This window comes from Rhizobium sp. P1_E6 (genome assembly GCF_056405875.1).
Genome location: NZ_JBFUBG010000045.1, coordinates 1 through 12,898, shown reverse-complemented (window position 1 = coordinate 12,898; position 12,898 = coordinate 1). Strand labels below are relative to the sequence as shown.

At 62.0% G+C, this 12,898-nt stretch carries 9 protein-coding genes; 2 read left to right on the top strand and 7 right to left on the bottom strand.

Features of this window, described 5'->3' with window-relative positions; all coding sequences use genetic code 11:
* Nucleotides 1-48: 48 nt before the first annotated feature.
* The 3 genes from AC1D35_RS20535 to AC1D35_RS20525 are packed head-to-tail and all read right to left on the bottom strand — an operon-like array spanning nt 49 to nt 3,655.
* On the bottom strand, nt 49-1,665 hold the full coding sequence (locus AC1D35_RS20535; protein WP_477939809.1) for an MFS transporter: 1,617 nt from the start codon (nt 1,663-1,665) through the stop codon (nt 49-51).
* Nucleotides 1,662-2,813 carry an HlyD family secretion protein gene (locus tag AC1D35_RS20530; RefSeq protein WP_477939807.1) on the bottom strand — a complete coding sequence of 384 codons (1,152 nt, stop codon included), beginning with the start codon at nt 2,811-2,813 and terminating at the stop codon, nt 1,662-1,664. Before AC1D35_RS20530 ends, AC1D35_RS20535 begins: the two co-directional genes overlap by 4 nt.
* An 8-nt stretch (nt 2,814-2,821) precedes the next feature.
* The gene (locus AC1D35_RS20525) at nt 2,822-3,655 is read right to left on the bottom strand and encodes a formate/nitrite transporter family protein (protein ID WP_477939806.1); all 834 of its coding nucleotides are present in this window, start codon (nt 3,653-3,655) and stop codon (nt 2,822-2,824) included.
* A gap of 529 nt (nt 3,656-4,184) precedes the next feature.
* Between AC1D35_RS20525 and AC1D35_RS20520 the strand changes: the two genes are divergently transcribed.
* Both AC1D35_RS20520 and AC1D35_RS20515 read left to right on the top strand, forming a co-directional pair.
* Nucleotides 4,185-4,655 (top strand): DUF992 domain-containing protein, encoded by a 471-nt coding sequence (locus AC1D35_RS20520; protein ID WP_477939804.1) that lies wholly within the window; start codon nt 4,185-4,187, stop codon nt 4,653-4,655.
* Nucleotides 4,656-4,856: 201 nt separating this feature from the next.
* Nucleotides 4,857-5,165: a hypothetical protein gene (locus tag AC1D35_RS20515; protein ID WP_477939801.1), complete on the top strand. Its 309-nt coding sequence runs from the start codon at nt 4,857-4,859 to the stop codon at nt 5,163-5,165.
* 64 nt (nt 5,166-5,229) lie between these two features.
* On the opposite strand, the gene cueR is transcribed toward AC1D35_RS20515, so the two are convergent.
* From cueR to pbpC, 4 genes are all read right to left on the bottom strand, one after another.
* Entirely contained in the window at nt 5,230-5,622 is a 393-nt protein-coding gene (gene cueR, locus AC1D35_RS20510; protein WP_477939800.1) for a Cu(I)-responsive transcriptional regulator, read from the bottom strand.
* Complete coding sequence (locus tag AC1D35_RS20505; RefSeq protein ID WP_477939798.1) at nt 5,619-8,186, bottom strand: heavy metal translocating P-type ATPase; 2,568 nt, start codon at nt 8,184-8,186, stop codon at nt 5,619-5,621. Before AC1D35_RS20505 ends, cueR begins: the two co-directional genes overlap by 4 nt.
* 109 nt (nt 8,187-8,295) lie before the next feature.
* Nucleotides 8,296-10,908 carry a malto-oligosyltrehalose synthase gene (treY, locus tag AC1D35_RS20500; RefSeq protein ID WP_477939796.1) on the bottom strand — a complete coding sequence of 871 codons (2,613 nt, stop codon included), beginning with the start codon at nt 10,906-10,908 and terminating at the stop codon, nt 8,296-8,298.
* 59 nt (nt 10,909-10,967) lie between these two features.
* Nucleotides 10,968-12,898 (bottom strand): penicillin-binding protein 1C (gene pbpC, locus AC1D35_RS20495; RefSeq protein ID WP_477939794.1); only part of this gene is annotated, 1,931 nt, incomplete at its 5' end.

Genomic DNA, 12,898 nt, shown 5'->3' with positions numbered 1-12,898 from the left:
TCGTCCGGCGCACCAAGCCTTATTCGAAAAATATCGAGCGACGCCCGGTCAGCCGGCTGAGGCCGGACGCGCGTCGGCGGCCGGTGGGTTCTTGCGGAAATCGGGATGCAGGGGCCCGAAGGGCATGGCGCCCATGCAGGCGACAAGGGCAATGCCTGCAATCGCAAAACAGAAGGAGAGGATGAAGACATCGGCATAGGCAAGCACGCTCGCCTGCGCGCGGACTGCTGTTGCGACCGTTGTGAGGGCCTTGAGGCTCCCGTGATGCGCGGTGCCGAACAGCGTCTCCAGGTTCGCCAAAGCGTCGTGAAGGCTGCCCGAGGATGAGGAAATCGGCCCGGTCAATATATTGGAATGGTATTGCTCGCGTTGGCGAAGCCAGGTGTTTAACAGGCTGAGCGTCAGCTCGACGCTGCCGAGCCGGATCACCTGGATATAGGCCGAGACCGCTGTCGAGCGTTTAGGATCGGAATTGGCAATCAGGTAGACGACTGTCGCAAAGAAGGCAAAGGATTGCCCGGCCGTATGCAGCAGCACGACCGGCAGGAAGTTAAGGGGCGCCCATGTAATGGTGAGGTTTGATCCCCAGAGAGAGCCGAGCGCCATAGCAGTTAGGCCCATCATGATGCAGAGCCGCGCGTCGATCCTTCGCAGCAGGAAGATCGCAAGGACAATGAACAGGAAGACCGGGATAACGGCACCGAAGATATAGAGTTCGGAGATGGCGATCGGCCGCAATCCCACGACCGTCTGCAGGAAGCCTGGAATGGAAAGCGAGGCGCCGGAACTTGCAAAGGTGAAAGCGATGATGATCGCATAGCCGATGCCGATATTGCGCGACAGGATCACGCTCGCATGCGCCCAGGGATTGGCAACGACGCTCTCGTTTATGAGGAAGCCGATGAAGAGGAGAGCACCGCCCGCGAGCAGCGAAGTAACGATGCCGGAGTTGAACCAGTCCAGCCGGTTGCCCTGATCGAGACCAACATAAACCATGGTCATTGAACATCCAAGCAGCATCATGCCGCCCCAGTCGGCGCCTTCGAGCAGACCGATATTGATCTCTTCCTTCGGGGCGCCAATGATGAGGAGCAGCGCTATGATCGGCGTGACGATCACGTCCTGCCAATAGACCCACTGCCAGCCGAGATAATCATCGTAGATGCCGACCAGCACAAAGCCGAGATTTTGCGACAGCGGCACGCGAAGTGCGTAGATCGAGAGGCCGATCAGCCAGTATTTCATATCCAGATTCCGAAAGATCACCATGATGGTGGCCGGAATGAAGACGCCGAGCAAAAGGGCTCTTGCTGCATGCAGCACAAAGAGTGCGGTGCCGTCATGGACCATGGGAATGGCGAGCGAAATACCGGCATAGACCAATGTCGTCGGGATCATCACGCGGCGTACGCCAAAGACCGTCACAAGCCAGGCCACTGCCGATGAGATGAGGATCTGCGGCGCATTGGCGACGGTGCTGAGCCAGGACGCCTCGTCGAAGCCCAGCGAATAGGCGCCACGGATATCCGGCAGGCCGACGGCGAAAACGCGCGTGTCGAAGCCGACCACGAAGGAGGCAAGCAGCAGCGCCGTGACGATTAGAATAGGGTGGCTCGTCGTCGTGCCGCTGGTCAGCGGACCAAAGGCGCGCGGTGCCGAGCTCATTGGCTGAGGTCCGGCTTCGTATCGATCGTCACGACGGCCGACATGCCGGGCTTGAGCCGATCCACCAGCGGCTGGCCGGGATCGAAGACGATCTTGACTGGAATGCGCTGGACGACCTTGGTGTAGTTTCCGGTCGCATTGTCAGGCGGCAGCAGCGCGAAGATCGAACCGCTTGCCGGCGACAGGCCGACGACCTTGCCGTGCAGCCTTTGGCCGGGGAAGGTGTCGACAGTGATATCGGCAGTCCGGCCCGGCGTTATCCGGGAGAGCTGCGTCTCCTTGAAATTGGCGGTGATGTAGACGCTCGGAAGTGGGACCTCCGACACGAGGCTTGTGCCTGCCGTGACGAAATCGCCTTCATGGACGAGCCTGCGACCGATGACGCCGTCGAACGGGGCGTAGATGCGGGCATAGCCCTGGCGGATCAACGCCGTATCCAGCGAGGCCTCAGCGGCATTCACCTGAGCCTGCAGCAGTGGGGATTGTCCGTTCAGAACGTTAAGCTGGGCCTTTTGCTGCTCGATCGAAGCTGCCGTCGATTTGACCGAGGCCTGCGCCTGCAGATAGGCGGCTTGCGCCTGCTGCAGAAGCTGTTGCGAGGTCGCCCCGCCAAGGCTGGTCTGGCGGTGGAACTCCTGTTCGGTCTGGGTCTGCTGTGCCTGGGCCGATGCGTTCTGCGCTTCAGCTACCTGTACGACGGCCTTCTGCAATTCGATCTGGTTTGCCAGATTGGCAAGCGACGCGGTCGCGGCTGCAAGATTGGCCTTCGAAACGGCGACTGCCGCATCATATTCACGCGGGTCGATTTCGGCGAGCAACTGGCCCTTGGCCACGGTCTGATAGTCGGTGACCGGGGTGGTCTGGACGATGCCGCTGATCTGGGCGCTGAGCGTCGACACATCAGCGCTGACAACCGCATCGTCGGTCGATTGGCGCGACGCGCCAGCCACCCAACGGTTCCAATCGACGGTTACGATCGCCACACCGCTGCTGACAAGGGCAATGGCGATGAGGGGAATGGCAAAGCGTCTCAGTGATGCCATGGCCGCTGGGGAGGCAGCCGCGGGCGCGGTAGGGGCCTCCGACGGCTGCGACGGGCGAGCAGGCTCGGACGGACTGAGGCTGGTGATGGTGGTCGGCTCGGCCATGGCACACTTCACTTCTTGCTTCGGTCGGTGGATATCCTTGCACGGATGCGGACCGGCGCCGGTGTGAAGGAGACATGGCCGCTGCCGTCGACCTGCAGCCAGTAACCAWGGGCCATGAAGACAGCGCCGCCGATAAGGTTGCCGAGCGTGACCCAGATGAGATTATGTACGGCTGCAGAAACCGTGATGTTTGCGGGATGCTCGCCCATCAGCGCCATCGAGAAGGTGAACATGTTGGCGACGCTGTGTTCGTAGCCGGCGGCCACGAAAATGGTGATCGGCCAGAAGATCAGCATGATCTTGGCAGCGGCGTTTTCCGTACGTCCCGCCATCCAGATGGCGAGGCAGACGAGCCAGTTGCAGAGAATGCCGCGCGCGAAAAGTTCCAGCGATCCTGCCGACATCTTGGCCGAAACGATGGAAAAGAACGCCTGACTTCCATCGCCCAAAAGCACGCCACCGCCCGCCAGGCGGAAGAGGCCGGCAAGCGCCATGGCGCCGATCAGGTTGCCGATCCAGGCCGTGACCCAGACAAGCAGCATATCGGACATCCGGATGCGCCTGGTCAGCACCGCAAGCGGCATATACATCGCCGTTCCCGTGAAGAGTTCGCTGCCGGCAAAGACGACGATTGTCAGGGCGGACGAGAAGACGATGCCCATGACGAGATGCGCCCAAGCCGGATCGGCATGAGCGCCGACGGTGAACATGATGATATCGCCGAAACCGATATAGGCCCCGGCCATCGCCGCGCCGATCAGAAAGGCAGGAAAGTGGCTTCGGACTGCCGCTGCTTTCTCTTCGCCGGACTGGGCGAAGTGATCAATCGAATCCTGATACATGACGGCACCTCGTCTTTGTGGTGATCAAGCCGGGCTTCTTCCCGGTGGCGTGAAGGTTAGTCGCGCATGCTGCATTGCTGAATCATACCTACGTCTAGGCCGCCTGCCGGTAGGTTCAGGTACGCCTTGCATTGCCGGCATCCGAGGCGGCCGCGGCCTCGCTTGCGGTCGATAGCCACACAGCCAAAAAAAGAGGCCGCCTCCGATATGCGGAAGGCGGCCATTTGCGGATCCTCGGGCAATCCGTGACTTCGGGCGGAGGGGAGGGACACCGGGAAGCCTTAACCGAGATCTTTATCGCCTGTCAGGAGGAGGCGTCAGGCGATGGAGAAGAAGATACGCCCATCCCTGGCACGGCGGAACTAAACTTACGTATTGGCCCGTCTAAACCAGCAGGTGATTTTATCGCGTCGAACTGCTCACCTATTCTTTTCGTCGATCGGCGAGCCCCGCCGACGAAATCGGACGACACCCGTCCTCCTGACGCGCTGTGCCACGATGCGATCTCCAACTCCGAACAGGATTTATCATGAAAACCACTCTTCTTTCTCTCCTGGCAGCCGGCATGCTGGCCGCCCCTGTCGTTGCAAACGCCGCCCAGGCCGATGTCGGCACGCTGGATTGCGACGTTTCCAAGGGCATCGGTGTCATCGTCGGTTCCAAGCAGGACGTCGACTGCACCTACACGCCGAGCGCTCCAGGCGATGCCAGACAGCGCTATGTCGGCACGATCACCAATTTCGGCCTCGATGTCGGCACAGTCGAAAAGGGCCGGATGGTGTGGCTGGTCTTCAACGCCACGCGCGAACCGGTTGCCGGCCTCGGGGGCAATTATGCCGGTGTCACGGCTGATGCGAGCGTCGGCGTCGGCGGCGGCGCCAATGTGCTGGTCGGCGGAACGAGCAAGACCGTCTCGCTGCAGCCGGTTTCGCTCGATGGCGAGGTCGGCGTCAATCTGGCTGTCGGTGTCACCGCGCTGAAGCTGCAGCTTGCGGATTGAGTCTGCCGGGGCCGGCTTGGCAGAGCAATTTCCGCTCAGCCGGCCCCGAGATCCTCCCGACGCCCGGAAAAGCGAGGCGAAAAATCATCGCTTTTCCACGATTGCACAGCTGGTCAATCGTCGACAGATCGCGTTCGGCGGTTGTTTATGACGGTTCTATGACAGACTATGCCCCGCAGAATTGTAAGGGGACCATAGAGTATGAAAGAGAAGAAGCGGGTCTACGAGGCTCTCGTGGACGGCGCGATGGACGGTCTGGTGGGCGATGCACTTTATGATTTTGTCCGCAAGCGCTGTCCGAAGGCCTCCAGCAAGAAGATCGTTCGCGCCTCGCTGCTGGCACTTACCGATCCCCACCTGAAGGACCGCAATATCCTCGATGTCATCTATGCTCTGGCGATCAAGCACCGGCTGGACGACACCGCTGCCGAGGATGAGCAGGACGAGGAAGCCGAAGACCAGGGCAAGCCCACCGATGCGGCCGGCCAAGACCGGCCTCCGCTCTCCTGATCTTGGGCTTTCCTGATATTGGAACGAGACGTGCGCCCTCAACTTTTGGAGAGCATTGGCGCCGTCAGGGAGCGCTGTCGGAAAGTCCTTCGAGGATCGGACAGTCGGGCCGGTCGTTGCCGTGGCAGGCATGGACGAGATGTTCCAGCGTGTGGCGCAACTCCGTCAGCTCGCGGATCTTGCGGTCGATTTCCGAAAGCTTCGTCTCGGCGATCCCTTTGACGTCGGCGCTCGCCCGGCTCTTGTCCTCGTAGAGCGCCAAGAGCTGGCGGCATTCCTCTACCGAGAAACCGAGGCCGCGCGAGCGTTGCAGGAAGCGAAGCTTGTGCACGTCGGCGGCTGCATAATCCCGGTAGCCGTTTCCGCCCCGGTCGGGGCGGATCAGTCCGATATCCTCATAGTAGCGGATGGTCTTCGAGGGTAGACCGGAGCGTTCCGAGGCTTCGCCGATATTCATCGCTTGTCTCCTGACAATGTCTCGACCCTTAGCCTCAGCGCATTGGCGATGACCGAGACCGACGAGAGGCTCATGGCGGCAGCTGCAATCATCGGCGAGAGCAACAGGCCGAAGATCGGGTAGAGAACGCCGGCCGCCAGCGGTATGCCGAGCGCGTTGTAGCCAAAGGCAAAGGCGAGGTTCTGGCGGATGTTGCGCATCGTCGCCTCAGCCAGCCGTCGGGCGCGCACGATGCCGTTGAGGTCACCCTTCACCAATGTAATGCCCGCACTTTCCATCGCAACGTCGGCTCCTGTGCCCATCGCGATGCCGACATCGGCAGCCGCAAGGGCAGGGGCGTCATTGACGCCGTCACCCGCCATCGCGATGACCGCGCCTTGGGCCCTGAGGTCATCGACCAGAACCTTTTTATCCTCGGGCAGAACATCCGCATGCACCGCGTCAATGCCAAGGCTTTTAGCCACCGCGCGCGCCGTGCGCTCATTGTCGCCGGTTGCCATGATGATCTTCAGGCCGCTGTCATGCAGCGCCTTGATCGCGGCAGCCGTCGTCGGCTTGATCCGATCGGCGACGGCGACGAGGCCGGCGAGTGCGCCGTCAAGGACCACGAACATCACCGTCTTACCTTCATCGCGCAACGTTTCGGTTTTGCCCGACAGTGCTGATGGATCGATGCCGAGATCGGCAAGCATGGCGGCGTTGCCGAGCGTGACGGACACCCCGCCGACCGTGCCTTCGACACCCTTGCCTGTCCTTGCCTGAAAGCCGGTGACGTCGTTAAAGGCAATACCGCGTTCTTGCGCACCGGAGACGATGGCTTCGGCGAGCGGATGCTCGGATCCTCGCTCCAGGCTTGCGGCAAGTGCCAGAAGACGGGTTTCATCCGTGCTGCCTAAAGCCACAAGGTCTGTCAGCTTTGGCTTGCCCTCGGTCAGTGTGCCGGTCTTGTCGACGATGAGCGTGTCGACCTTCGAAAAGCGCTCCAGAGCCTGCGCGTCCTTAATCAGCACACCTTCCTGCGCGCCGCGCCCGGTGGCGATCATGATCGACATCGGTGTTGCCAAGCCAAGTGCACAGGGGCAGGCGATGATCAGCACGGCGACGGCGGCCAGCAGCGCATTGGCCAGCCGCGGCTCCGGCCCGACGAAGGACCAGACGAGGAAGGCGGCAAGGGCGGCGGCGACGACGGCCGGCACGAAGATCGCCGAAACACGGTCGACGGCGCCCTGGATCGGCGCGCGCGAACGCTGCGCCTTCGCCACCATCTCGACGATGCGCGAGAGTGTCGTCTCAGTGCCGACTTTCTCGGCGGTCATGATCAGCGCGCCATTCCTGTTCATGGTGCCGCCGGTCAGCGTGTCGCCCTTGGCTTTTTCGACCGGTAGCGGTTCGCCGGTGATCATCGATTCGTCGATGGTCGACTGGCCCTCGGTCACGGAACCGTCGACGGGCACGCGTTCGCCGGGGCGCACGCGCAAGCGGTCGCCGGCCTGGACCTCGTCGACGGGCACATCGCTTTCGCTGCCGTCGGCGTTAACGCGGCGCGCGGTTTTCGGCGCAAGATCAAGCAGGGCGCGGATCGCCGAGCCGGTGCGTTCGCGGGCCTTCAATTCCAGCACCTGCCCGACGAAGACGAGCGTCACGATGACGGCAGCCGCCTCGAAATAAACGGGGACGGAGCCGCCGTGGCCGCGGAAACTGTGCGGGAAGAGGTTCGGCGCCAAAGTCGCCACGACGCTGTAGACATAGGCCGTGCCGACGCCGAGGCCGATCAGCGTCCACATGTTGGGGCTACGGTTGACGAGCGATGCCCATGCCCTGCGGAAGAAGGGAAGGGCTGCCCAGAGCACGACGGGTGTTGCCAGCAACAGTTCGACATAGCTCGCCAAGGGCTCGCCGAGCGTCTCACGCGGCCACGACAGCCCAAGCATCGGGCCCATGGTCAGGATCAGGAGCGGAATGGAAAGAACAGCACTGACCCACAGCCGCCGGATAAAATCCAAGAGTTCCGGGTTGGGGCCTTCGTCTTCAGGGGGAATGCCCACCGGCTCCAGCGCCATGCCGCATTTCGGGCAGTCGCCGGGATGGTCGCGGACGATTTCGGGATGCATCGGGCAGGTATAGAGCGTGCCCTTCGGCATGACAGCTGCCACTGGCTTCTTGCCATGGCGATAGGTTTCGGGATCGGCCTCGAACTTCGCCTTGCAGCCCGCCGAGCAGAAATAGAATTTTTCGCCCTCATGCTTGAGGAAATGTTTGGCGTTCGAGCGGTTTACTGTCATGCCGCAGACCGGGTCCTTGGCGGTCAGATAATCGTGCGGTGCCGCCTCGAATTTCTTGCGACAGCCATCGCTGCAGAAGTGATAGACATGACCTTCATAATCGAGCGAAGGTTTTCCGGCGTTCGGATCGACCGTCATGCCGCAGACGGCATCGCGCACCACCACGTCTTCAACCTTTTCGCCGTGGCCGCAACCGCATTGCGCGCCGTTGGCATGATGGTGATCGTCGCAATCATGCCCATGATGATCATGGTCGTGGTGATGATTGTGCTTGGTATCCATAAAGCTGCGCCTTTCATGCCTTTCTGGCATCCGGACAGCGTTATGGACCTTCCAGCAACTGGAAGGTCAACAGGTTTTTTCACTGGCGCAGATATTTTTGAGATTATCGTCAGGCCGGCACGATCAGAGCCGCCGGCTGGTCGCCGAGAAGGGCGGCTAGCGAGATCTTGCTTCCTGGCTCCAGCACCTTGCCGGTCAGGAGATCGGCCTTGAGACCGTGCAGCGGCGATGGCGCTGATATTGCTGTATCCTCCCAGAATTCCGGTCCGGCAAAAAGCACGCCGGGGTCGAGCCAGCCGAACATCAGCCTTGGGACGACGGTGATGGCGAAATTTCCATCATCATGCAGACGGGCAAAGGCAACGACGTGGTCACGCCTGCTACCGGTGACCGAAAGCGGCAGATAGTCGCCGTTGGCGAAAAGTCCGCGGTGCTCCAGCCTGAGCCCGAGGCCGATCTGGATGATGCGCTGCTTTAACGCCGCCGCCTGCAGCCGTGCGAGCGCACCGCCTTCGGCAAGCCAGCCGCTCAGTATTTCGAAATCCGGCAGGCGTCTGTTATCGGGATCGACAAAACTGAAGTCGAAGCCTTCCGACCCCTGATAGATGTCGGGAATGCCCGGCGCCGTCAGCTTGATCAGCGTCTGCGACAGGCTGTTGACGTAGCCGGCCTCGATGAAGGGCTGCAGAACGCGGGCGAAATCCTCGCTGAAGGCGTCGTTGTCGGGCGAGAGGAGCGCTGCCGCATAGGTGAGCACTGCCTCTTCATAACCAGTGTTCGGCGCCGTCCAGTCAGTGCGCAGTTTCGCTTCCCGAATGGCCTTTTCCACGTACGCGGTGAAACGCTGTTGTAGCGCATCCCCGTGGCGGCGGTCGAATTCTTCAGGCCAGGCGCCGGCAAGCGCCTGATAGAGCATCCATTCCAGATTGGGCTCGGGTGCTATGCCATCCGAAAGCTCGGTGCGGTGGCTTTCGTTCATTCTGCGCCAATGTTCGATGGCGTTGGCAAAGACGCCGGCGCCTTCACTCACAGCATAAAGCCGGCTGCGTGTATCCTCGCCGCGTTTGGTATCATGCGTCGATGTCGCCGAAAGACCTGCTGGCTGGGATCGCGCACGGTCCTGCATGATCAGGTGAAACGCTTCGATGCCGCCGGGCATATGATCCGGCTCGCCGCCGACCTCGTTGACCGCCAACAGCCGATTGTAGCGGTAGAAGAGCGTATCTTCCATCGCTTTCGCCATGACAGGGCCGGAGAGCTGCTGGAAACGGATACGGAATTCGCGGGCGGCCTCGTTGTCGTTCCTGACCTCAAGGATGGCCGCGATGCTTTGCAGCGCCTGCACATAGTCCAGATGTCCGGCCGCCGCCATCTCGGCTTTTTTCAGCAGACCCGTGTCCCGCGAATCGAGCGGGCCATCGGCGCCATAGGTGCGGTAGACGCAAAAGGCGATCAGAAGCTCACGGATCGCATCGGTAATTTCCTCCCTAGACAGTTCGGGGAAGAGGCCGGCTGCAATGCGTGCAAGGCGGGCCGTCTCGCCGGCGAAATTCTGCTCGACCATAAGCCGCTTGGCTGTTCGCCGCCCTGCTTCGAAATCGCTATTGCCATCTGCCAGTCGGCGATAGGCTTCATCGAGCGTCTGTAAACCGTTGTCCTCCACGAAAAGCCCGCTCAAGGCGGCAATGAACTCGTAGCCGGTCGTTCCCTGCACCGGCCAATCGGCCGGCAGGCCCTCGCCGGGTCCAAGGATTTTCTCAATGACGATATAGGTATCTGCGCCGACCGCTGCGCGCAGGCGATCGAGATAGGCCCCCGGTTCGGCCAGCCCATCGATATGGTCGATGCGCAGGCCCTGAACCTGGCCTTGGCGCACGAGATCGAGAACCAGACGGTGGCTCTCCTCGAAGACCCTGATATCCTCGACCCGCAGGCCGACCAGCCCGGTCACTTCGAAAAACCGCCGATAGCTCAGATGTTTTGAAGCCTCCTGCCAGCGGTGAAGCTGCCAGTGCTGCGCCGCATGCAGCCGCCTCATAAGGGCATGGTCTTTTGAAAGCTCTGCAAGCTTTCCGCTCAGGCTTTTGAGGTCGCCGGCCTCAAAGATCATGTCGCGCAAGCTGCGATGCAGGTCATCACCACCGACGGAGCCTGCCAGTTCGGCCATCCCGGCGAGAAGCGGATCGTCCAGTTCCGCCGAGATCAKGCGATAGCTCTCCGTGCTGAGCGGGAAGAGAGTGTCGTAATAGCCGAGCGCGAAATTGCCATGCGCCTCGTCGATGGCAATCGTCAATTCGCCGGCAGCAAGGCTCTCATCGAAGCTTTTGCCGAGCTGCGGCAAGGTCAGCCGCTCGCTCCAGTCGATATCGAAATAGTCTTTAAAAGGGCTGTGCTTGCCGAATTCCAGGACGCTTCGCCACCAGCCATTCYCCAGTGAAGCGGCCATGTGGTTCGGGACGATGTCGAGGATCAGGCCCATGCCTGCTTCTGACAGTGCATCCGTCAGGAGATCGAAGCCCGCCCTTCCGCCAAGTTCCGGGTCGATCTCGTTGGCGTCGGTCACGTCGTAACCATGCGTCGATCCCCTGGTGGCCGTGAAGATCGGTGAGGCATAGAGGTGGCTGATGCCGAGCAATTGCAGGTAGGGCACGAGCCCGCGGGCGCGATCGAACGTCATGCCGTTGCGGAACTGGACCCGGTAGGTCGCGGAGGGTAATGTCATCGGGTCTTTTGCCGTGTGGAGGGAAACCTTCAAACGGTTGCGACACGCTTTTGTTCCCGTCAGTCGACGAAGACGCCGACGCTGGCCGCCCGGCCCATGGAATCGATTACCGTCAGCTTGGAATAACCGCCGCCGTCAGGCATCCAGCTTTGCGTGCGCCGGCGGGAGAGATCGGGCAGTGGCTTGCCGTTGGCAAGCCAGCGAAAGGGCGCCCTGCCGCCCTGCAGCTTGAGCATCAGCGGCGAGAGATCGCCCTGCCTGGCGCCGAGATCGACATGTGCACCCTCCGGCGGATAGACGATCTGGGGTGCTGCCTCGCGGCCGGAAGTGGCAAGCAGCCCGTTTGCATTAACCGCAAAACGCCGCTGGCTGATCGGCAGGTCGGTCTGGGCGATGCGCACCGCCCCGGAAGGCGCACGCGGCAGCGGTGTCGTGGCGATGCCGGATTTTGCCAAGGCCTCGAAAAGGATGGGTGCGGCCGTGCCATACCCCGTCAAACCGGGTACGGCGCTATTGTCAGGCCGTCCGACCCACACACCAAGCACGTAACGTCCGTCATAGCCGACCGACCAGGCATCGCGATAGCCGTAGCTCGTGCCGGTCTTGTAGGCGATGCCGCGCTGCGGCGCACCGGCCGGCGGAACGACGCCCGAGAGAATATCGGCGATATTCCAGACCGCGACCGGCTCCAGCAAGGGCTCGCCGTCGATCTTGCCGGGCGCGCCCGTCACACCGTCGCCGATCCTGACCGGCTGGCCGCGATTGGCAAGCGCTGTATAGAGCTGCACGAGATCCTTCAGCGTGATGCCGACGCCACCAAGGCCGATTGCCAGCCCCGGCCTCTCGTTCACCGGCAAGGTCGGGCGCACTTCGGCGCGGCGAAAGCGCACCAAAAGGCGAGACGGGCCGACCGCATCGAGCAGCTTGACGGCCGGCACGTTGAGGGAGAGCTGCAGGGCCTCGCGCACGGTCACGTCGCCCTGGTAGCTCATGTCGAAATTGCGCGGCCGGTACCCGAAGAAATCGGCCGGCCGGTCCTCGATGATGGTCTCCTGGCTGACCAGTCCCTGCTCGAACGCAAGGCCATAGATGAAGGGTTTGAGTGTCGAGCCGGGTGATCGGTTGATACGCGTCATATCGATCCAGCCGGAGCGGCTGGCATCGAAATAATCGGCTGATCCCACCTCGCCGACGATGTCGCCGGTCTGAGCGTCCGCCATCACCAAGGCGAGCGACAGCTTTGGTCCGAGCTTCATCGTCTCGGCACGTGCGACGGATTCGAGACCCGTCTGGACCTGCTTGTTCAGCGTCGTCTGGTGCTGGATCGCTTTCGGATCCTTACGCAATGCAGCTTCCGCGACATGGGCGGCAAGGGCTGGAAGCTGCAGCCTGCGGGCGGGAATGGCGACACCCTCGGCGCGCTCGGCCTCGCCGTCGCCGACAACCTCGGCCACGGCGATACGGTCGAGTACACGTTTGCGCGCCGCTTCCGCCGCCTTCGGGTTCCGGTCCGGCCGGCGCTTTTCGGGCAGTTGCGGCAGGGCGACCAGTAGGGCGGCTTCAGCCACAGTCAGCCTTTTCGGCTCCTTGCCGAAATAGGCAAGGCTTGCGGCGCGCACGCCTTCCAGGTTGCCGCCATAGGGCGCATGGGTGAGATAGAGATCGAGGATCTCACCCTTCGATAGCCGCCGCTCGATCTGCACCGCGCGCATGATCTGCAGGAGTTTTGCCGAAAACGACCGGCTTTCACGCGGCTCGATCAGCCTTGCCACCTGCATGGAGAGCGTCGAGGCGCCGGACACGATGCGGCCGTTGCTGACGAATTGCAGGGCGGCGCGCCCGAGCGCCCAGACATCGATTCCCGAATGCTCGTAGAAACGCTGATCTTCATAGGCGACCAGCATGCGGATGAATTGCGGATCGACGTCGGCGACGTCGGTATTCAGCCGCCAGCTCACCTCTGGCGTTGCAAAGGCACGCAACACTTGCC

Coding starts and splice junctions, on each gene's coding strand:
- AC1D35_RS20535 (WP_477939809.1), bottom strand. CDS start 1,665: ATGAGCTCGGCACCGCGCGCCTTTGGTCCGCTGACCAGCGGCACGACG.
- AC1D35_RS20530 (WP_477939807.1), bottom strand. CDS start 2,813: ATGGCCGAGCCGACCACCATCACCAGCCTCAGTCCGTCCGAGCCTGCT.
- AC1D35_RS20520 (WP_477939804.1), top strand. CDS start 4,185: ATGAAAACCACTCTTCTTTCTCTCCTGGCAGCCGGCATGCTGGCCGCC.
- AC1D35_RS20515 (WP_477939801.1), top strand. CDS start 4,857: ATGAAAGAGAAGAAGCGGGTCTACGAGGCTCTCGTGGACGGCGCGATG.
- cueR (WP_477939800.1), bottom strand. CDS start 5,622: ATGAATATCGGCGAAGCCTCGGAACGCTCCGGTCTACCCTCGAAGACC.
- AC1D35_RS20505 (WP_477939798.1), bottom strand. CDS start 8,186: ATGGATACCAAGCACAATCATCACCACGACCATGATCATCATGGGCAT.